The organism is Shewanella goraebulensis (assembly GCF_030252245.1).
Lineage (GTDB): Bacteria > Pseudomonadota > Gammaproteobacteria > Enterobacterales > Shewanellaceae > Shewanella > Shewanella goraebulensis.
This window is the reverse complement of the sequence record NZ_CP126972.1, coordinates 4,806,225-4,826,636: the sequence shown is the minus strand read 5'-3', so window position 1 is coordinate 4,826,636 and position 20,412 is coordinate 4,806,225. Positions and strand designations below refer to the sequence as shown.

Here is a 20,412-nt window from a genome sequence, read left to right as displayed (position 1 = left end):
GTCATCGGTTAAAAAATTAGCTCTTTTGGGGAGAAGCTAAATTCAACAAGACTCAAGTGCCATCTACTCATCGACGACTCTCAATAAGAGAATAGTAATCGTTTTTCATTCAGATTTAAAGTATTTACTCTAAAATAAATTTCAGGCAAAAAAAAGCTCCAACATATTAAGATGCTGGAGCGCCATAATTCGGCTTGTCACTATTTCTAGTGAAATAAAAAGGTCTGAAAGATGGAACATCTTAACCTCTGTACCCTACGCAGATAATAATACGCCATTAGCCTTAAAATAAAAAACTGTTTTTTATAAAAATGAACAATAATGTGAAGTTTGCCACATTTGAAGCTGGTTTTTTCACCTTGTTGCTGTGTTTTAAGGCTAGAAACAACAATCCCGTAGTGGTAAAACTACGGGATTGTTTGTTAAGGGAGCTCAGGTCTTTCGGCTGAGCTGATTTGAAGCCGGTATATATAGACGCTAATGGGCTTCATCCCAGTTGTCTCCAAGACCTGCTTCAGCTAGTAAGGTGACATCTAAACTCGCGGCCTGCGCCATCAATTCGCACACTTTGGCTTTAAGTGTCTCAGCTTGGTTTTCTGCGACTTCAAAGACTAATTCATCGTGAACCTGCATCATCATCGTAATTTCGCCTTGGGTATCATTCTTAATCCATTGATTAATGCTGATCATCGCTTTTTTGATGATATCGGCTGCCGTACCTTGCATAGGAGCATTAATTGCTGCGCGCTCAGCTGCTTGACGACGCATCGCATTTCTATCTTTGATATCTGGTAGGTATAAACGTCGGCCATACAGTGTTTCTACATATCCAACTTCAGCTGCTAAGGCTCTGGTATCTTCCATGTATTTAAGGACACCAGGATAACGAGCAAAATAGGTGTCGATATAGGTTTGTGCTTCTTTACGAGGAATATCTAATTGTTTAGCTAAGCCAAACGCTGACATACCGTAAATTAATCCAAAGTTAACCGCTTTTGCTCGGCGCCTTTGTTCTGTGGTGACTTCCTCAAAATGCACCCCAAACACCTCAGCGGCAGTTGCTTTATGAATATCTTTATTCTCAGCAAAGGCCGTTAATAACCCTTTATCTTGTGATAAATGGGCCATAATGCGTAACTCGATTTGAGAGTAATCGGCTGCAAGCACTTTGCGACCTTCTGGTGCGATAAAGGCTTGTCTGATCCTGCGACCTTCTTCTGTACGAATTGGAATATTCTGTAAGTTAGGCTCGCTTGATGATAATCGGCCTGTTGCAGCATTAGCTTGATGATAGCTGGTATGAACGCGACCCGTTTCTGAGTTGACCATTAAAGGTAGCTTGTCTGTATAAGTGCTTTTAAGCTTAGACAGGCTTCTGTGCTGTAAAATGAGCTTTGGTAATGGATAATCTAAGGCCAGTTCAATTAATACATCTTCAGCTGTTGAAGGCGCACCTTTTGGCGTTTTTTTGATGACCGGGTAGCCGAGTTTGTCAAAAAATAGTGCTTGTAACTGCTTAGGAGAACTCAAGTTGAACTTCTCGCCCGCGATTTCGTAGGCTTTGGTTTCAAGCTCATCAATCTTTTGCGCTAATTCATCGCTTTGCTGGCTTAGCAACATGCTATCAATCAACACACCTTGACGTTCAATATCTGATAAAACTTGAATAAGTGGTAATTCAAGTTCATTGAATACCGATGCTAGAGAAGATTCTTTTTCAACTCTTGGCCATAGGTGTTCATGTAAGCGTAGAGTGATATCGGCATCTTCTGCGGCATACGGGCTAGCAATCGCTAAATCGATTTGGTTAAAGGTAAGTTGCTTTGCACCTTTACCGGCTATTTCTTCAAAACTGATATTTTTATGACCTAAATATTTAAGGGCTAATCCATCCATATCATGACGTGAAGCAACTGAGTTAAACACATAGGACTCAAGCATGGTATCAAAGCGCACACCTTTAAGGGTAATACCTACATTGGCAAAGATGCTGATATCGTATTTAAGGTTTTGGCCAACTTTTTTGATGGTATCACTTTCAAGAATGGGTCTTAATTGCTCTAAAGCGTAATCAAGTGGTAGCTGCTCTGGCGCATCTAAATAGTCATGAGTCAATGGCAAGTAAGCAGCTTTTCCGACTTCTACTGCGAACGAAATACCCACCAATTTAGCTTCCATATAATTAAGGCTAGTAGTTTCAGTATCTACAGCAATTAATTCCGCCTTTGATAGTTTAGCAACCCATTTAGCTAGATCCGCTTCGGTGAGAATCGTTTCATATTCGGCTTCTAAAGCTGGAGCTGGTGGCGTAACATCCTCAGTATTTGAGGTTGATGTGGCTGCTGAAAAGCCAGATTTGTTGTCTAATACTTCAGCTAACCAACGTTTAAACTCCATTTCACCGAACAGCTTTATAAGCTCATCTCGATCTTGAGGTTTAATCTCAAGTGGTGCCCAATCATCATCCCATTCAACATCGGTTTTGATGGTAGCAAGATCGTAAGACAACTGTAGCATCTCTTTATTATCTTCAATCTTTTTAGGCATTGTCTTAGAGCCACGGAAAGTGACATCTAATACACTGTTAGGATTTTCGATAAGTTTATCGACACCGCCTACTCCAGTAAGCATCGCTAAAGCTGTTTTTTCACCAACTCCAGGTAAGCCAGGAATGTTATCGGCTTTGTCACCCATCATGGCGAGTAGGTCAATAATGAGCTCTGGTCCGACACCAAATTTTTCTGTGACTTCATCAGGCCCCATGATGGTATCTGTCATGGTGTTGATTAGTGTAACGTGCTCGTCGACTAGTTGAGCCATATCTTTATCGCCAGTACTAATTAAGGTCGCGCGACCTTCTTTACTGGCTTTTAGCGCAATTGTTCCAATGACGTCATCAGCCTCTACACCAGGAATGCAGATTAAGGGTAAACCCAACGCATGAATGATGGCATGTAGCGGCGCAATTTGTGAACGTAAATCATCCGGCATCGGCGGACGTTGGGCTTTATATTCGCTGTACATATCATTGCGGAATGTTTTGCCTTTGGCGTCAAAGACCACAGCAATATGACTGGGATTGTAACGGCTCATTAAACTGCGAAGCATGTTGACTACACCGTAAACAGCACCAGTTGCTTCGCCTTTTGAATTAGTCAAATGTGGTGGTGCATAAAATGCGCGATAAAGGTAAGAAGAACCATCCACAAGGACGAGTGGATTATTGGGGATTGTTGGCATAGTCTGTTTTCATTTTCAGTATTCTGAGATGGCCTTAGAATGCCACATACAAGGATTTTCGGCCACGGAAAATTAACTCTCAGGCTGTGGATAAGTCTGTGAGTGAATTAATATATCATCTAAGGGTGTTTTAATTACGACTGGGAATAAAACTCTTAACTTATTGATTAGTTTTGTTTTTTAATAATTTTGTGAGTTAAATAGTAGTTTTAAAAAATATTCCGATTATGTGGACTTTTTTAATATTCTTATTGATTTACTCGATTATTTGGTACAGTTTTTAAGCCGTGAAATAAATTCGAGAAACTAAGTTAGCACGTTTTTTAATCAGATCAATAGATTTGTTTAAAAAAAGTTAAATTAATCACTTTTCCAAGGAACAGAAATGAAAAATATTGCAGTGCTTCTCAGTGGGTGTGGGGTTTACGATGGTGCAGAAGTTCATGAATCGGTATTAACACTACTTGCACTATCTAAAGCTGGGGTGAATTATCAATGTTTTGCACCAGATATAGAACAAATGCACGTTGTTAATCACCTTAATGGCGAAGTTAGCACTGGTGCATCACGTAATGTATTGCAAGAGTCAGCACGTATTGCTCGTGGAGAAGTACTTAATACAACTGAGCTAGATATAGACCAGTTCGATGCTTTGATAGTACCTGGCGGTTTTGGCGCTGCTAAAAACTTATGTGATTTTGCGGTAGCGGGAAGTGGCTGCAAATTAAACGCTGACGTAGAGAGTTTCATTCAAGAGTTTGTATTAGCGAAAAAGCCTATCGGTTTCATGTGTATTGCACCAGTAATGATGCCCGTACTTTATCCAAAAGGAATTAAAGGGACAATTGGAAACGATAGCGGCACTGCGCAAGCCTATACCGAAATGGGAGGCGAACATTGTGATGCGACCGTTGAAGAAATCGTGGTCGATATAGATAATCTTGTGGTATCCACACCGGCTTATATGCTGGCGAATTCGATTGCTGAGGCGCAGGTCGGCATTGAAAAGCTGGTCAACCAAGTTTTAAAAATGATTCGCTAGCTTTTATACTTTTATATAATGCGGTTTTAAGTCTGAGTAAGGCTTTCTGATAGAAAGCCTTTTAAAATAACCTAATTATTCTTCTGCTTACTATCAAATGCCCCTTGGGCTAACCCAACTAGCAATCCACCAATATGAGCACCGTTTGCTATCGGCATGCCGAGTAAATCAGTAAAACCGAGCACTAACCAAATGAGCATAAACGTCATGTAGCTATTCGGGATACCGATGCCAGATTCTGGGGCGCGTTGACCCATAATCCATGTGTAACCAACCACAGCGTAAACTACACCCGATAGCCCGCCGAAATTGGGACCTGTCATCATGTATTGCACTAGGCTTGGTAAACTACCTGCAACGATCAGTAAGAAAACCAGTGGCCGAGTGCCGAGTTTGGTTTCAATTTTACCGCCTAAATACCACCACCAAAGTAGGTTAAATAGGAGATGCATTGCAGAGAAATGCATTAAGCTTGGGGTGAATACTCGCCATATCTGGCTAAAGTCGCTGTTTGGTACAGCACCAAAAAATGATAAATGGCTGAAAACTTGATTCGCAAAACCAAGGTTCATCGCTGCAAAAACAGCGACACACACAAAAAAGGTAACTAAAGTGAGTGGCCCTGCTCCAGTAATGAACTGCTGAATTAGCCCTAAGGAAGAGGAACCGTAATCTAGCTTAGTTTGAGTGGAGCCATTGTCCCATGAGGCTTCTAGATATTTTTTCTGATACGGGTTTTGCTTAAACTGTTCAAACTCATATTTAGCTTGTTCGGCTTTATCTTCTTGATACACGACCAATGCTACACCATGTTCATTTACGATAGGCACGCACTCAATATCCAACCCTTTCAAGTAGTCGATAAAAGCCTGTGCTGCGCGAGCGTGAGGTAGTTGGCCTATTTCAATCATGAGTGTGCAGCGCTCCATGCAGTAAAGCCACCATCTAGGCTATATACGTCATCAAAACCTTGCTCAATCAAGTAACCTGCAGCGCCTTGACTACTTATTCCATGATAGCAAACTACAACGAGTGGGTTATCCATGTCAGCATCTGCCATAACGTGAGCGATATTTTCATTGGTAAGGTGAATAGAGCCCTCAATATGACCGGCTGCGTAACTGGCAGCATCGCGAATATCGACAATTTGGACATCATTTGAGTCTGCTGTCATATGGATTAATTCATTGATTGAAAGGTGCTTAAATGTGCTCATGCTATACCGCTGCTATGTGAAATGGGATAAAAGTAATAACTGAAGTATCTAATAAGGGGCTGTATTGATACAACCCCTTTATTCATTTGGTAATTGATTGCGGTAATTTACGATGGAAGTTAATCCCAGTTTAAAATGACCTTACCTGACTGGCCTGAACGCATAGCATCAAAACCTTGTTGGAAGTCATCAATTGAGAAGTGATGGGTAATGATAGGTGATAAATCTAAACCAGACTGGATTAGACTTGCCATTTTGTACCATGTCTCAAACATTTCACGACCGTAAATACCTTTAAGGATAAGCCCTTTAAAGATAACCTTACTCCAATCAATGGCCATGTCGCCACCAGGAATACCTAACATGGCAATTTTGCCACCGTGGTTCATGGTATCGAGCATAGAGTGAAATGCTGAAGGCACGCCTGACATTTCTAACCCGACATCAAACCCTTCGGTCATGCCTAAGTCATTCATGACATCTTTTAAGTCTTCTTTAGCCACGTTAACCGCACGAGTTGCGCCCATTTTACGGGCCAAATCTAGACGGTATTCGTTGACATCAGTAATCACCACATGACGGGCGCCAACATGCTTACATACAGCAGCAGCCATAATACCGATAGGGCCTGCACCCGTGATCAATACATCTTCACCGACCACATCAAATGACAGTGCGGTGTGTACTGCATTGCCAAATGGGTCAAATACTGAAGCTAAGTCATCTGAGATATCATCAGGAATTTTAAAGGCATTAAATGCTGGAATGACAAGGTACTCAGCAAACGCGCCATCACGGTTCACACCAACACCAGAAGTGTTACGACATAAATGGGTACGACCACCGCGGCAGTTACGACAATGACCACAGGTAATATGGCCTTCACCAGACACGCGGTCACCTACGGTAAAACCACGAACTTCTTGGCCCATATCGACAACTTCACCGACATATTCATGGCCGACAACCATAGGCACAGGAATGGTGTTTTGTGACCACTCGTCCCAGTTATAGATATGCACGTCAGTACCGCAAATGGCGGTTTTACGAATTTTAATTAATAGGTCGTTATGACCCATTTCTGGCTTAGGTGCATCAACCATCCAGATGCCTTCTTCAGGGTTTAACTTGCTTAATGCTTTCATTGTTTCGACCTTACATTCAATCTTAGCTTCGACCTTAAATAATGCCCATTTCTTTACCAATACGGGTAAAGGCTTCAATCGCTTTATCGATTTGAGGACGTGTATGTGCGGCTGACATTTGCGTACGGATACGCGCTTGGCCTTTTGGCACAACAGGGAACGAGAAGCCAACAACATAGATGTTTTCAGCTAAGAGACGGTTTGAGAAGTCACCCGCTAATTTTGCATCGCCAATCATCACAGGGATAATGGCATGATCAGCACCAGCTAGAGTAAAGCCTGCTTTGGTCATTTCTTCACGGAAATAACGGCTGTTTTCCCATACTGCTTCACGTAGTGCATGACCAGATTTCAGCATTTCGAGCACATGAATTGATGCACTCACAATTGAAGGTGCTAATGAATTTGAGAATAAGTAAGGACGAGATCGCTGTCGCAACCAGTCGATGACTTCTTTTTTACCAGAAGTGAATCCACCAGATGCGCCACCTAATGCTTTACCTAGTGTGCCTGTAATAATGTCTACACGGTCCATTACTTGGCAAAACTCGTGAGTGCCACGGCCGTTTTCACCGACAAAACCAACAGCGTGAGAGTCGTCAACCATCACTAGTGCGCCGTATTTGTCTGCTAAGTCACATACGCCTTGTAGGTTAGCGATGACGCCATCCATTGAGAACACACCGTCAGTGGCTATAAGAATGTCACGTGCGCCAGCTTCTTTAGCAGCTTTTAACTGAGTTTCAAGTTCGCTCATGTCATTGTTGGCATAACGGAAGCGCTTAGCCTTACATAAACGCACACCGTCAATGATTGAAGCATGGTTTAGAGAATCAGATACGATGGCATCTTCAGGGCCAAGTAGTGTTTCAAATAGACCTGCGTTGGCATCAAAACAAGAAGAATACAAAATAGTATCTTCCATGCCTAAAAATTCACTAAGGCTATTTTCTAATTGCTTATGGATATTTTGCGTACCACAAATGAAACGAACTGATGCCATACCAAAGCCGTGGCTGTTCAATCCGTTTTGTGCCGCATTAATTAATTCAGGGTGATTTGCGAGACCTAAATAGTTGTTGGCACAGAAGTTAATGACTTCTTCACTATTTACGTTAATGGCTGTTTTTTGGGCAGAAGTGATGACGCGTTCACTCTTATATAAGCCTTCAGCTTTAACATCGACAAGTTGTTGATTTATGCGGTCGTAAAATGAGGTAGAGGCCACCTGATTTCTCCTAAATATAGTTTTAATATGGAAATCGCTTGGCGGCATTCTAACCTTAATCTTAATGGCTCTACAGTGTTTTTTTTAACCTGAATAGCGACATCAAAATGATTAGGGCTAGAGCTGTTTTCACATTAGATATACTAATCCATAACAAGCGAAGGCTAATTATAGGTTTATGAATGACTTAGTGTGTTAACAAAACAGAAGGCCGCCTTTTTATGACTCTATTTTAGTCCTAAAAAGGCAGTTTGTATGTGCTGGTGGCTGAGCAATAAATTAAGACATTACGCTGCTGCATTACGCTCTTGTGAAGCAACTTCGAGATAATGTTGTTCAAGGCGAGTAAAAGTCGCTTCAGAGCCTGGGGCTGAGTATGCCTTAAATATCATCAGCACTCGCAATAAACCTTCATAAAGAGTGGCTTTGGTGATGGTTGAAGTACTTGATTGGGTCAATTGGTAGCTAATCCAAAAGCTCACCATCATTTTAATGGTATCAGCTAACGCGGTAACTTTACTGTCTTCGATTTCAAGAAAACCGTCGCTAATTAATTTTCTTAATACATTGCTTGAACGACTAAGCACTTGCTCTTGGGCTTTTAAATAGCGCGCTTTTAGCGCTTCGTCACGACTAAGAATGTCAGCAAGATTGGCGTACATAAATCTAAATTGCCACAAGGTATAAAACATCGCATCGAAATAACCCATCAACAGCTCAATATCGACACTGGTATCTTCGTATGGTTTAAAGCCTGACTCTAAATGACTTTCGTATAAGGCAAAAATCGAGTTGATAATATCTTCTTTATTACGGAAGTGATAATAAAGGTTGCCCGGACTAATGTTGAGGTGCGCAGCAATATGATTAGTGGTGATATTACGTTCACCATGTTCGTTAAAGAGTTCAAGACTGGCAAAAACTATTTTATCGCGGGTTTTCATATCGATTCCAATTATCAATTGCTAAATACAGGAGTCTCGACGACTCAATACGACGCTTAGCGCATATCCTTATGAATGTTATCTCAAACCACATTAATATCTGGTCAGTTCAGAAGACACATAATCACATCGGCTAGTTTAATTAAATAATATTTAATCGCCCGAATGAGTTCTGCATCAATTGTTTGAATGTAGAATTTTTTAGTGGTTATTCAACCAAGCTCACTGAGCTGAGTTTATGTTGAATGATCACATATTTATGTGGTTTGGGTTTATGTTAACATTGTGTTTATCCGACAAGCAAAACTGATTAAGACTCTTTCATGACTCGTGGCCTATATTCTTTCATACTCTATCTTCTTTCTCCGCTTGTGGTGATGTATTTGGCTTTTCGGAGTATTAAAAGTCCAGATTATCGTTACCGCTGGGGCGAGCGTTTTGGTGTTACGAGACTCTCGCAATCAGATGTGTTGATCCACAGTGTTTCTATGGGAGAAACCTTAGCAGCAATTCCGCTGATTAAAAATCTAATGGCTGCCTATCCTGACTCAACGTTCACGATAACGACGACTAGCCCAACAGGCTCTGCAGAAGTGGCCAAAGCATTTAGTGAACAACTAGGTAAGCGAGTCCAACATTGTTATTTACCGTTTGATTTTAGTGTTTGCGTGAAGCGTTTTTTGGGGCAAGTTCAGCCGAAGTTATTCATCATTATGGAAACTGAGCTTTGGCCTAATTTGGTTCACTACGCCAAACTTAGCAAAGCTCGAATAGTGCTGGCAAATGCTCGATTGTCAGCTAAGTCTGCAGCCAAATATGAAAAACAGTCGAAACTAAGCACACCTATGTTAACTTCGCTTGACGCTATTGCTGTTCAGACGAAGTTGGAAGCTGAACGGTTTGAGTCTTTGGGAGTCAATCCTGAAAAGTTAGTAGTATGTGGCAGTTTAAAATTTGATTTACAGATCGATGAAAGTAAACATCAACAAGCTAAAACTTTACGTCAACAATGGCAAAAAATAGATGTACCTGTTTGGGTTGCTGGCAGTGTTCACCCCGGTGAGTTTGAAATAATGCTTAAGGCTCATGAGCAAGTCTTAGCCGAATATCCGCAAGCGTTGTTGATTATGGCGCCAAGGCACCCAGAGCAGTTTAATGTCGCAGCGGTAGCAACAACTCAGCATGGTCTTTCATTATCAAGACGCAGTATGAATGAGGCGGTAACCGAGCAAACTCAAGTTCTACTTGGCGATACGATGGGAGAGTTGCTGATGCTATATGGCGCAGCCGATTATGCTTTCATCGGAGGGACATTAATTGAAAATGGCGGCCATAACCCGCTTGAGCCTGCCGCAATGGGTCTGCCTGTAAGTGTGGGTCCCCACCATTGGGATTTTTCTGAAATTACAGCGTTATTGGACCAAGCTGGTGGACTCAGCGTGGTAGAAGGGGCGGACTCGTTAGCCAAACAATTACTGTTAATGTTTGCTGATAAGCAGCAACACCAGCTTGCTGCTCAAGCATGTTTGACAGTCGTTAGCCAAAATAAAGGCGCGTTAGCTCAGCAATTACAGCTTATTGAATCTCAGCTGCAACTGAGCAATTGTAAAGAGAGCTAGGTTAGCTCTTTTAACTCATATGTTGATTGTAACCGGCCAAAAGTTGTTGCCAGTTTTGATCGTTAAATTTCAAATTTGGTAATTTAGTTTGCTCTTTGTTAAATGAGCGCAATAAACGACTTAAGTTTGCTTGCTGCCAACTTGAATGAGGCTTTTTGAGTTCGCCTCTGTCAAAATCAATCAGGTAGAACTGTTGATTAGCAAACAAGATGTTTTTGGCGTTGAGATCTGCGTGATAAACACCGCGAGCGTGAAATTGCGCAATCGTTTTACCGAGCGTTTGCCATTGCTCAGCTGTTAGCTCCAATTTTGTCAGCAGCGCCACTAAATCATCTGCACCGTTAACTAATTCAATTAATAAATCTGCACGATACCAGATACCAAAACGTTCAACGTTGGCGCTAATCGGTCTGGGGACTGGGAAGCCTTCTTGGTGAAGTGTTTCCAAAATAGCGAGTTCTGCAATTGCTCTGGTTCGCTCAAAACCTGTAAAGATATAGGCATCTTTACTGAACTTTTCGATTAATCCGCCACGCCAATAATGTCTTAAGACCCATTGCTGGGTTTGGTATTGGACAAACCAAGTTGTGTAGCGCCCTTTAGATTGGCCAACAATGGCATCGTTTATTTGCCAATACTCTGGGCTAAAATGAGCAGATGTAAGGTCTTTAGCGAGATCATCGCACCAAGCGATAATACCTTTGTTGGTTGATTTTATTTGCATAAGTGGATTACAAAGCTTTGATTTGTCGGTGGCTATAAAGCTTATTCTACATTAAGATCGAACTCTTGTACTTACTCTGGTTAATTGCGCCCATGAAAGCTGACTATGCATCAATGACATCCCTCTGTTTACTTCGCTTATCTGCCATAGGTGATGTTTGTCATGCGGTGGCGATGGTGCAAGCTATTCAAAAACAATACCCACAATTACACATCACTTGGGTTATCGGTAAAGTTGAATATCAGCTGTTAAAACACTTACCCAACGTGCAATTCGTTATATTCGATAAATCCCAAGGTTGGCGTAGTTATGCCGCATTAAGAAAGAGCTTATTAGGGCAGAAGTTTGATGTGTTATTGCATATGCAGGTTGCACTAAGAGCGACCATAGCATCCTTAATGATTTCGGCTAGGGTTCGTATCGGTTTTGATAAAGCACGTGCTAAAGAAGGGCAATGGTTAGTGACTAATAAAGCTGTAGAGCCACTAGCAACACCTCATGTGCTGGAAGGTTTTATGGGGTTTGCCAAAGCCATCGGTGTGAAAGACTTATCGCCGAAGTGGAACATTCCAGTAACAGAGTCAGATAGTGACTTTGCAAATGAGCTGATTGCTGAAATTGAAAAAGTGTTAGTCATTTGCCCTGCAGCTAGTAAAGCTGAACGTAATTGGTTACCAGAGCGATATGCTGCAGTGGCTGATCATGCCGTATCAAAAGGCTATCGGGTCATATTGTGTGGCGGCCCTAGTCAGCTTGAAGTTGATTTAGCCGCATCAATTAACCATTTTGCCTCGCAATCTATAGAAAACAAGGTGGGGCAAACCACACTGACTCAATTATTAGCAGTGTTAAATAGGGCTTCTGTTGTGATTGCTCCTGATACTGGCCCTGCTCATATGGCCGTTACTCAAGGCACCCCAGTGATAGGGTTATACGCACATTCTAACCCTGGGCGAACTGGGCCATATATGTCCTTAATGCAAGTGGTGAGTGTTTATGATGAGGTTATTCGTCAGCAATTCCCTAACATGACGATCCCTTGGGGGAAACGGGCCAAAGGGGATGACTTGATGAGCTTGATAAGCGTTGAGAAAGTCATTCAGCAGTTTGATAGTATGACTTAGCAATCTAATGATTGCTAAGTTTCGATTTTAAATTAAATTTATAGCCACTTTCTACCAATTGTAGATTTACCAATTAAGTTTAAAATGATTTGGGGGATATAGCTTTTTTTAGCAAGGTTTTTAGTAAATAAATTCCATGCATCCAATTTCATTTGACGCTTCTCTTCTGTAGAGACATTATCCGAATATAATTGACAATAGTCATCCACATAACGAATTTCTCTACTTGGACACTTAATACGATATCCTCGGCCTGCGTAATGAATAAAGTCGGCTTTCTTATAGCCTTCTTGGCCCAAAAACTCCATACGGTTAAATTCGGGATCAACGCACTGGTTTGAAATTTTATGTTTTTGTATGATGTAATTAACGTAAGTCTGATCGTAAAACTTTACGTGGTTACAGACTTTTTGCATTCCATCTAAGGTCGCTAATTCAAATAATTTACAAGGCTTAGAAATTAAAAACATGCCAAAATTATAGTAACTAAGCTGACCGTTTACTTTATTCCACCCATCAACTTCACCTAACGCTGCAGATATTTGGCTTATGGGTAAATTACGATCAAGGTGTTGACCCTCGTCGAACATGTATACAGTATCAAGGTCTTGATATTCATCAAAAATATCGCGTGCATGAGGCGTTACCAAGATATCTGCATCAAGGTATAGCACTCGGTCGTATTTTTTTAAAATTTCTGCCGTAAATAATTTTTCAGGCCAAGCCGGACTCGCAGAGTACAGCGGATTCTCAATATTAATTTTGTAATGCAATTGATCTGAAATAATCAGATCAGCACCGACTTTATCTGCGTATATTTTAAAGCTTTCTAGTGCAGCTTTATACATTGGGTTATCCCCAATAGCGAGAGTGAAAATGGCCTTTTTCATATACACCTTGTAAATTTAATAGGGTTAAAACATTGAGTGATAAAAGGTAACTAGCAGGTCATGCTGCTTGTGTTTAACTTGTGGTTTGAGAATTATAGGTGAGAATTAATGTATTGTTATATGACCTGAGTGAAATTTAATGACAGTGGTCTCATTGTTTCGCTCTATCATTTAGGCCAAAGCGTCATGTTGCTTGTTAACCTCTATTAAATTATTGCAATCAATTGGTGTAGTTAACTTAACAGAGGTCTGGGCATTAATATTTATGTTGAGGATGAAAAAGCCCAAAAACTGCGCTTAAAAAAGGAATGGGCAGTTTAGTTTTTCTGTGTTGCTTAAGCATGTACCAGTGCCATGACTGCTGCTTAAACTCAAGCTTGGCTTGTTCCGATAACTCGTTTGAAAAAAAGTCACAATAATCAATAATATATTTTAGTTCACGCATAGGTATTTTTTCGCGATACCCCCTGCCTGCGTAATGAATGAAGCTCGATTCTTTATAGCCTTCTAAGCCAAGCAGAGGCATTCTATTAAATGATTTATCGATACACTGGTACTTAATTTTTTCTCGAAAAATAAGATAGTTTATGTAAGTTTGGTCGTAAAACTTTACCTCGTTACATACCTTTTGCATCTCTTCTGCACTTGCATTGATGAATAAGTTTGATTGTTTAGAAACTAAGATCATACCAGAGTTAAAGTAAACCATGGCATCATCAAGAGTAGGCCAGTCTACTTCACCTAAAATACTACTTATTTTGTTGGCATGTTCAGAGCGATCTTTATATGCCCCTTCATTGAACATATACACAGTCTCTAAAGAATTATACTGTTCAAATATATTTTCCGCCCAAGGTGTAATAATCATATCGGCGTCGATATATAGCACTCTATCGTATTCTTTTAATAACTCGGCTATATATAACTTTTCAGACCAAGCAGGACTTGCATCGTAGTATTTATTTTTAACGTTAAGCTGATAATGTAGCTCGTTTGAAACAATCAAATCAGCGCCTACTTTGTCAGCGTAGGAACTGAAACTATCGATGGCGGCGCGATACATTGGGTTATCGCCTATGGCGAGAGTAAATATTGCTATTTTCATCTTGATCTGTTTTTAACCCTTAATATTAGTGAACCATTGTTAGATATTGCTGGTAAACGGTTTCAACACTAATATCTGACACATGCCCCTTACCTTCAACGGCATATAAAACGTGAGACTGTTTGCTCGCTGGCGGAGCCCAATAGGGTTTTTTCTGGCGCATCATGGCTAAAAGCGGACGTTTAGCTGCAAATGCAAAGTGCAAAATTGCGGTATCGACTGTTATTACAAAGTCAGATAATGCAATCAATGAAGGTAATTCAAAGAAGTGCTTATCAACAGTAAACACCACTAATTGGATATTATTTTCTTGTGAAAATGCGTGCGCTGCAGTTTTCACTGCTTCGAAGTTTTCTGGTGTCACATTGATGATATATCTATGACCCTTGTCAGTTTGTTCAAGCGAATTTATCAAAGAGAATAGCTGAGTTAATTGCCAGTCTTTTTTAGTATTTGTTGATAGGTGATTCAAAAAGAAGAGTTTACCATTTGTCGTTGGAAATTTGTCAGCTAGCCATCCTTTTGAGTCAGTTGTCGTTTGGTCCGGGACAACTAAATTTGGCATCATTTGCTCTTTTGAAAGTTGCAAACCAAAAATACTCTTCATTACTTTCATAAAGCGATCTGTAATGTGGTGATTAGCCGTCAATGAGTCCGTATCGAGCTGATACACCTTATCGCTATTTCGAAATAGCACGAAGTTAAGTAACCCTTTATACGGCGCTTTGGAAACACTGGATACGACAAAGGCTTTAGGGGATATTTTTCTGGCAATATCAGAAAATTGATTTGCTTTACTGCCCGGCGAATGACAAACAATGATGTCGTAATTTCTTTGATTAGCTTGCTTAATTTGAGAGTCTCGAGCACTCACAGAGTCAGTACAACCATAACTTTGATTAAACACTCCTTCAGCTTCCATCCACTGCTGTAAAATCTTACTGCGTGACAAACGCCATGCATCGGTATTACAACGGTTGTCATCTAACCAGATATCAATTTCTATATGAGGGTACTGAAGCTTGAGAGCAATAAGAAAAGTTTTAAAATAGAGAAAATCACCTAATGCAAATGGTGATATAAATAGCAAGCGTTTGCTATTTGATAACTGTTCAGAAGAGATGATAGACATATGTAGGTTTAATGCTTTAAAAGTAATAATAAAGCATAACCTGAAAGTCAAATGATTAAAATCGTATAATCAAAATAGTGATAAATTGAAGCACCATATACTTTCATTTCAGTTTGTTATGACTCGAAATAAAATATTTTAGGCGTTTAGCTCTAAATAATCGACAATTCTACTTGATGCTAAACCGTCGGTCGGGCCCACATGATCCGAAGTGTATTTTAGACGGTTTTCTTTAAACTCATCTGGTTGATTCAATTGCTGAGGGATTGCAGAAAGTAATGAGCGGTAATCATTTACGTGATAACCAATATCAGAATATAAAACGTTGTCTTTACCAAATCGCTTATCGAAACGATATTTGAAAATGCCACGATAAGACCATTTCAATTTGAAAAAATTACACACCACTACAGGCTTACCTAATGCCGCAAATTCAAATAAAGTGCTTGATGCTTCACTGAGCAAAATATCTGCATTTTTCATAAATGGTAGTAAGGAAATATCTTGTTCTTTAGCGACATATACATTGCCGTATTTAGACCATTCGGCGAGCTTTTCTCGTTGTTTTTTATATTGCTCTCTGACTTGAGTTAGCGAGTGAGGTTTAATTAAAATATTGTAGTCAGTGAAATCTGTTGGCCAGTTATCTGGAAAGCATTCTAATGAACTTGGGTTAAAGGTTGGCGCATACAAGATGGTTTGTTTATCTGGACTCAAACCTAAAGCGGATAAATCAAACCCTGTTTCAGTTTGGTTAAACATTGGATCTAGCTTAGAGAACCCCACCTGGATAAAAGTATCATTAGGATAATACTCTTTGATTTTATTTAATCTCAGCTCACCTTCAATAAATCTAACCGTCATTGGAGTTTTTGATTTGTGATAATAACTAGGTTTAGGGCCGACGCCATGACCTAATTGTGCAGTTTTAGAATATTGATGAACTTCATCAAGGAAGTCACACTCATTACCAAAGAATATCCAATCAGGTTTTAGTGATATATAAGTTTGCTTAGCTTCATGTTTATCTTTTACCCAGAGGCAATCTACATTGAGATCATTAATGGTGTTTGAGAATGCTTTTTGATCATTTTTATTGCTATAACAAATTAACTTAACGTTATGATTTCGTTTTTTAAGCTGTTCGATGATTGGAACATATTGGGGTAAGTAATATACGTTCAATGTGTCAAACACGATTAGCATAGCATTCTCTTTAAAAAGTATTTCTATTGGGAGCTTCAAAGCCGATAAAATCAAAGCGGCCTTTATTATTTTGGTCGAAAAAAGGAGTCATTAATGAGGTGAGGATCACATTGAACCTCACTTAATCAGTGTTTAGCACTCTAGTTATTATCCATTATGTAACAATCTTTCTGAAAGTTAAAGAATTGCTGAAGTTTTCAAATTTAAAGATTGTTTAATATAAACTACTGTTATGGAAAGTTAAGCTGTCAAAAAAATCATTTAGCTCAATGATATAAGACAATCGAAAGAAATTACTTAATTGATAGCAGCTTGTCTAAACGAACATAAGCAGAGTTTAAGGCTCTTTATAGACGCTTAAACCGAATTCAATTAAAATATCCACCTCACTCTAAGAAGACACTTTTACTATGCCTCAATCTACCCTGAGAACTTTCGATTACCCTGCAAGTTTGATAAAAAGCTATCAGCATTGGAACCTACTACTAAGACCAGGACAACCTACACTTGGTTCAATGGTATTGGTCTGTAAGGAAAGTGTTCATTATTACTCTGGTATTTCAAACGCGGCTTCAGATGAGCAGAAACTAATCATTTCAGATATTGAAAAGGTATTAAAGTACCGTTTTGATTGTAATAAAGTAAATTATTTAATGTTGATGATGGTGGATCCTGCCGTTCACTTTCATATTATCCCTCGCTATGAGTTTCCAGTTGATTTTTGCGGAAAAGAGTTTGTAGACAGTCATTGGCCTAAAGCGCCAAGTTTGGCCGACGAGCTGCAGCTAGAAGCAATTTATAGAGATGAACTACTTAAAACATTGAAGAGTGATTTTTGCAATGTGGCAGAAGCTGTTGTTACTGACGCTAAAAAACCTTATAGAAGAATGTATACCTCAGGTTGCTTTGATATCTTTCATCAAGGGCATTTAAACATCCTTAAGAAAACCAAAGAACTTTGTGATTATTTAATCGTTGGTGTTTCCACTGATGAACTTATTATTAAGTCGAAAGGGCGCCCTCCGATTATTCCTTTTGAAGAAAGGATTTCAATTTTAGAGGCCAATCGATTTGTTGATGAGGTTATTCCGCAAGTTGATAAAAATAAGCAAGACATTGTTGACCAATACAATATAGATGCTATTTCAGTTGGTTCAGACTGGAAAGGAAAGTACCCCAAAGTCACATGTGAAATGGAGTATTTTGATTATACTCCCAATGTGAGTTCAACCGTGTTAAAGCAAAAGTTAAATATAACACCAAATTCAGTTACTTAAACTAATAGGTAGTATTCATTCAAACCAATATGCTTAATCATTAGATGGGGTTGATATTAATGGTTAACCGTATTGTTGGACTTGCATGGCTGAGAACGTGATATTTTCGAGTTTTAGATTTTTACTTACAACATAAATTTAAATGACTAAAGTCCCATGATCTCGAACGTCATGGATTATATCGGCAAATGATAAAATGACGCCATGGATGGAAAACAGAGACATTATGCAGTTTAAAGTGTTCGTTATTAATTTAGATAAAAGTACCGATAGAATGACTTTTATGCGGCAACAATTTACTCAGTTAAACATTGAGTATGAAAGAGTGCCAGCAGTGTATGGTAAAGAATTATCTGATTCAGAAATAAATCGAGTTTTCGATCAGAAAACTAACTTGGCAAAATATGACAAAGTGCTTAATGTTGGTGAGTTAGGTTGTTATTTGAGCCATGTTAATTGCTGGAATAAGATGGTTGATAATCACATTGACTATGCGTTGATACTTGAAGATGACTCAATACTCGATAAAGGTATGAGTGACTTAATTGATAGTGTTGGGAAGCTGCAACAAAAGTGGGACTACATCAAGCTGTGCCATGGTCGTAAGCAAAAAGAAGTGATTGATCCGATTGCGCTTAATGACCAGTTCTCATTAGGCACTTGTTTGAAACTGCCATCCTCAACAAGAGGGCAGTTTGTTTCATTAACGGGTGCTAAAAAATTATTAGCAACAGCAATGCCTATAGCAAGGCCTGTGGATATTGATATCCAATATTGGTTTGAAAAAAAATTGGACTGCTTTGTTGTTAGACCATTTCCAGTATTAGAAGCCGATTTTGAGAGTGAAATAGGTTCTTTAGAAAACAGAAGTTTTGCTAAAAAACGTCCACTAAAGCGTATTTGGCAAAAGGTCAACTTCGAAATAAATGTAAGGCTTAATAGAGGCCTGTTACCTAAGTTGCCACATAATCAGTAAGCTGTCCCCATAGTGGTGAGGCCATTTTTACAGTGAGTTAATTGCTTTAAAATGGCGTCATCATATATCTTTTGATTTATATCAGCCATTTGGCGAGATAACTCTGGATGATAGAGGTGGTAACAGACTGCTGAATGTTGTAACTGCTTTTTTACCGCTCCGTTATTAATAAGGCGGATACAAAACTCCTTATCTTCTGCACCCCAACCAATAAAGTCACAATTAAATCCATTAACGTTAATAGCATCTTGACGCCAAAAGCTAAAATTACAACTGAATACACTGTCAGCATCCCTACTTACCTTACTTCTATAGCGACTAAGGAGTGTGGAGCGAATCGCATTTTTGCGGCCTCTTTCTGAATAGAATAAAGCTGAGACAGGTGAAACTTGTTCATTTGATGAAATAACCCGTTGGCTAAAGCGTTGTGATAATCTCACGCGTTTGCCTGCAAGAACTTGGTTCTTTTTTGCGTGGAGAATATGATCTTCAATAAAATTAGGGTGCAAAATAATATCGCCATCTATACAAATTATATAGTCAGTTGAGGCCGCATTAATGGCATTATTTCTGCTCTGAGCTGCTCGAAACCCTATATCTTCTTGCCAACAGTGGATTAAGTTAAAAGGAAGACTTTTGGCCTGATAGGATTTTATCAGCTCCCTCGTTTCTTCTTTTGACCCATCATCGGCAATAATGACTTCAATGGGCGTTATGGTTTGCAATAGACAGCTTTCTAAAGATTTATTTAGCGCTTCTGGCCAATTATATGTGGTGATGATAAGTGAGCAGGTGGCAGGCATTCGAGGCTTTTTGTAGGGTAAAAGAGTTATTTCATTTTACCATTTCAATAAAATAAATGACTAGATATGTGTCATAAAATCACACAGGTTAGGTAAATCAATCTTTGATGAGAGTATTTGATACTGATAAACTAACTTGTATTAATTTAATAGTGAATATTCTAAATGCATAGACGCGCGATTTATCCGGGTACTTTTGATCCTGTCACAAATGGACATGCTGATTTGATTGAGCGAGCGGCGAAATTGTTTCGCCATGTGATTATCGGCATTGCTTCAAACCCTTCAAAACAACCTCTTTTTACTCTTGAAGAACGTGTAGCTCAAGTAAACTTGGTTACTGCTCATCTTGATAATGTTGAAGTCGTGGGTTTTACCGGCTTACTGGTTGATTTTGCTAAAGAGCAAAACGCCAGTGTATTAGTCAGGGGACTTCGTGCTGTGTCTGATTTTGAGTATGAATTTCAGTTGGCCAATATGAATCGTCGCTTAAGCCCTGATCTAGAAAGTGTCTTTTTGACTCCGGCTGAAGAGAATTCGTTTATCTCATCAACCTTAGTGAAAGAAGTTGCGCTGCACGGTGGAGATGTGAGCCAGTTTGTTCATGCTGATGTTGCCAGCTCTGTCATTCAAAAAATTAAAAACAACAAAACAAAATAGTCTCTTAGTTCTTAAAAAGCCTCAACGAGAAAATCAAGTTGAGGCTTTTTTGTTTTACTTTTTCTAAAGGTATGGTTACAA

18 protein-coding genes are annotated in these 20,412 nt (G+C 39.5%); 6 read left to right on the top strand and 12 right to left on the bottom strand.

Annotated features, from left to right (window positions below):
• Positions 1-477 precede the first annotated feature (477 nt).
• Positions 478-3,240 carry a DNA polymerase I gene (gene polA / locus QPX86_RS20350; RefSeq protein ID WP_285163764.1) on the bottom strand — a complete coding sequence of 921 codons (2,763 nt, stop codon included), beginning with the start codon at positions 3,238-3,240 and terminating at the stop codon, positions 478-480.
• A gap of 385 nt (positions 3,241-3,625) precedes the next feature.
• Between polA and elbB the strand changes: the two genes are divergently transcribed.
• The gene (elbB, locus tag QPX86_RS20345) at positions 3,626-4,282 is read left to right on the top strand and encodes an isoprenoid biosynthesis glyoxalase ElbB (protein ID WP_285163763.1); all 657 of its coding nucleotides are present in this window, start codon (positions 3,626-3,628) and stop codon (positions 4,280-4,282) included.
• Between the two features lie 71 nt (positions 4,283-4,353).
• Here the strand turns inward: elbB and glpG are convergent, their stop codons facing one another.
• The 5 genes from glpG to QPX86_RS20320 form a co-directional block, all read right to left on the bottom strand.
• The gene (gene glpG, locus QPX86_RS20340) at positions 4,354-5,193 is read right to left on the bottom strand and encodes a rhomboid family intramembrane serine protease GlpG (RefSeq protein ID WP_220752602.1); all 840 of its coding nucleotides are present in this window, start codon (positions 5,191-5,193) and stop codon (positions 4,354-4,356) included.
• On the bottom strand, positions 5,190-5,498 hold the full coding sequence (gene glpE, locus QPX86_RS20335) for a thiosulfate sulfurtransferase GlpE (RefSeq protein ID WP_285163762.1): 309 nt from the start codon (positions 5,496-5,498) through the stop codon (positions 5,190-5,192). The genes glpG and glpE overlap by 4 nt, the downstream gene beginning before the upstream one ends.
• Before the next feature lie 119 nt (positions 5,499-5,617).
• Positions 5,618-6,643, bottom strand: a complete 1,026-nt coding sequence (gene tdh / locus QPX86_RS20330) for an L-threonine 3-dehydrogenase (protein ID WP_285163761.1) — start codon at positions 6,641-6,643, stop codon at positions 5,618-5,620.
• A gap of 34 nt (positions 6,644-6,677) precedes the next feature.
• Positions 6,678-7,871 carry a glycine C-acetyltransferase gene (locus QPX86_RS20325; protein WP_285163760.1) on the bottom strand — a complete coding sequence of 398 codons (1,194 nt, stop codon included), beginning with the start codon at positions 7,869-7,871 and terminating at the stop codon, positions 6,678-6,680.
• Between the two features lie 287 nt (positions 7,872-8,158).
• Entirely contained in the window at positions 8,159-8,815 is a 657-nt protein-coding gene (locus QPX86_RS20320) for a TetR/AcrR family transcriptional regulator (protein WP_220752599.1), read from the bottom strand.
• A 323-nt stretch (positions 8,816-9,138) separates the two neighbouring features.
• Here QPX86_RS20320 and waaA point away from each other — a divergent pair, with 323 nt between their 5' ends.
• A complete protein-coding gene (gene waaA / locus QPX86_RS20315; protein ID WP_285163759.1) occupies positions 9,139-10,434 on the top strand; it encodes a lipid IV(A) 3-deoxy-D-manno-octulosonic acid transferase in 1,296 nt (431 codons plus the stop codon).
• 10 nt (positions 10,435-10,444) lie between these two features.
• Here the strand turns inward: waaA and QPX86_RS20310 are convergent, their stop codons facing one another.
• Positions 10,445-11,158 carry a 3-deoxy-D-manno-octulosonic acid kinase gene (locus tag QPX86_RS20310; protein WP_285163758.1) on the bottom strand — a complete coding sequence of 238 codons (714 nt, stop codon included), beginning with the start codon at positions 11,156-11,158 and terminating at the stop codon, positions 10,445-10,447.
• Between the two features lie 92 nt (positions 11,159-11,250).
• Here QPX86_RS20310 and QPX86_RS20305 point away from each other — a divergent pair, with 92 nt between their 5' ends.
• A complete protein-coding gene (locus QPX86_RS20305) occupies positions 11,251-12,282 on the top strand; it encodes a glycosyltransferase family 9 protein (RefSeq protein WP_285163757.1) in 1,032 nt (343 codons plus the stop codon).
• Positions 12,283-12,320: 38 nt separating this feature from the next.
• Here QPX86_RS20305 and QPX86_RS20300 read toward each other — a convergent pair whose 3' ends face one another.
• The 4 genes from QPX86_RS20300 to QPX86_RS20285 all read right to left on the bottom strand — a co-directional run bounded on the left by QPX86_RS20300 (position 12,321) and on the right by QPX86_RS20285 (position 16,615).
• Positions 12,321-13,172, bottom strand: a complete 852-nt coding sequence (locus QPX86_RS20300) for a glycosyltransferase family protein (RefSeq protein WP_285163756.1) — start codon at positions 13,170-13,172, stop codon at positions 12,321-12,323.
• A 256-nt stretch (positions 13,173-13,428) separates the two neighbouring features.
• Positions 13,429-14,277, bottom strand: a complete 849-nt coding sequence (locus QPX86_RS20295; RefSeq protein ID WP_285163755.1) for a glycosyltransferase — start codon at positions 14,275-14,277, stop codon at positions 13,429-13,431.
• Between the two features lie 25 nt (positions 14,278-14,302).
• Positions 14,303-15,409, bottom strand: a complete 1,107-nt coding sequence (locus tag QPX86_RS20290) for a glycosyltransferase family 9 protein (RefSeq protein ID WP_285163754.1) — start codon at positions 15,407-15,409, stop codon at positions 14,303-14,305.
• A gap of 138 nt (positions 15,410-15,547) precedes the next feature.
• Positions 15,548-16,615 carry a CDP-glycerol glycerophosphotransferase family protein gene (locus QPX86_RS20285; RefSeq protein WP_285163753.1) on the bottom strand — a complete coding sequence of 356 codons (1,068 nt, stop codon included), beginning with the start codon at positions 16,613-16,615 and terminating at the stop codon, positions 15,548-15,550.
• 410 nt (positions 16,616-17,025) lie between these two features.
• Here QPX86_RS20285 and QPX86_RS20280 point away from each other — a divergent pair, with 410 nt between their 5' ends.
• Positions 17,026-17,892 carry an adenylyltransferase/cytidyltransferase family protein gene (locus QPX86_RS20280; protein ID WP_285163752.1) on the top strand — a complete coding sequence of 289 codons (867 nt, stop codon included), beginning with the start codon at positions 17,026-17,028 and terminating at the stop codon, positions 17,890-17,892.
• Between the two features lie 208 nt (positions 17,893-18,100).
• Positions 18,101-18,868, top strand: coding sequence for a glycosyltransferase family 25 protein (locus QPX86_RS20275; protein WP_285163751.1), 768 nt, complete (start codon positions 18,101-18,103; stop codon positions 18,866-18,868).
• On the opposite strand, the gene QPX86_RS20270 is transcribed toward QPX86_RS20275, so the two are convergent.
• Positions 18,862-19,671, bottom strand: a complete 810-nt coding sequence (locus QPX86_RS20270) for a glycosyltransferase family 2 protein (protein ID WP_285163750.1) — start codon at positions 19,669-19,671, stop codon at positions 18,862-18,864. The genes QPX86_RS20275 and QPX86_RS20270 overlap by 7 nt on opposite strands.
• Before the next feature lie 165 nt (positions 19,672-19,836).
• On the opposite strand from QPX86_RS20270, the gene coaD reads away from it, so the two are divergent.
• A complete protein-coding gene (coaD, locus tag QPX86_RS20265; protein ID WP_285163749.1) occupies positions 19,837-20,331 on the top strand; it encodes a pantetheine-phosphate adenylyltransferase in 495 nt (164 codons plus the stop codon).
• Positions 20,332-20,412 lie beyond the last annotated feature (81 nt).

Coding starts and splice junctions, on each gene's coding strand:
- coaD (WP_285163749.1), top strand. CDS start 19,837: ATGCATAGACGCGCGATTTATCCGGGTACTTTTGATCCTGTCACAAAT.
- QPX86_RS20305 (WP_285163757.1), top strand. CDS start 11,251: ATGAAAGCTGACTATGCATCAATGACATCCCTCTGTTTACTTCGCTTA.
- QPX86_RS20270 (WP_285163750.1), bottom strand. CDS start 19,671: ATGCCTGCCACCTGCTCACTTATCATCACCACATATAATTGGCCAGAA.
- QPX86_RS20300 (WP_285163756.1), bottom strand. CDS start 13,172: ATGAAAAAGGCCATTTTCACTCTCGCTATTGGGGATAACCCAATGTAT.
- QPX86_RS20285 (WP_285163753.1), bottom strand. CDS start 16,615: ATGCTAATCGTGTTTGACACATTGAACGTATATTACTTACCCCAATAT.
- glpE (WP_285163762.1), bottom strand. CDS start 5,498: ATGAGCACATTTAAGCACCTTTCAATCAATGAATTAATCCATATGACA.
- polA (WP_285163764.1), bottom strand. CDS start 3,240: ATGCCAACAATCCCCAATAATCCACTCGTCCTTGTGGATGGTTCTTCT.
- QPX86_RS20290 (WP_285163754.1), bottom strand. CDS start 15,409: ATGTCTATCATCTCTTCTGAACAGTTATCAAATAGCAAACGCTTGCTA.
- QPX86_RS20320 (WP_220752599.1), bottom strand. CDS start 8,815: ATGAAAACCCGCGATAAAATAGTTTTTGCCAGTCTTGAACTCTTTAAC.
- elbB (WP_285163763.1), top strand. CDS start 3,626: ATGAAAAATATTGCAGTGCTTCTCAGTGGGTGTGGGGTTTACGATGGT.
- QPX86_RS20280 (WP_285163752.1), top strand. CDS start 17,026: ATGCCTCAATCTACCCTGAGAACTTTCGATTACCCTGCAAGTTTGATA.
- glpG (WP_220752602.1), bottom strand. CDS start 5,193: ATGATTGAAATAGGCCAACTACCTCACGCTCGCGCAGCACAGGCTTTT.
- waaA (WP_285163759.1), top strand. CDS start 9,139: ATGACTCGTGGCCTATATTCTTTCATACTCTATCTTCTTTCTCCGCTT.
- QPX86_RS20310 (WP_285163758.1), bottom strand. CDS start 11,158: ATGCAAATAAAATCAACCAACAAAGGTATTATCGCTTGGTGCGATGAT.
- QPX86_RS20275 (WP_285163751.1), top strand. CDS start 18,101: ATGGAAAACAGAGACATTATGCAGTTTAAAGTGTTCGTTATTAATTTA.
- tdh (WP_285163761.1), bottom strand. CDS start 6,643: ATGAAAGCATTAAGCAAGTTAAACCCTGAAGAAGGCATCTGGATGGTT.
- QPX86_RS20295 (WP_285163755.1), bottom strand. CDS start 14,277: ATGAAAATAGCAATATTTACTCTCGCCATAGGCGATAACCCAATGTAT.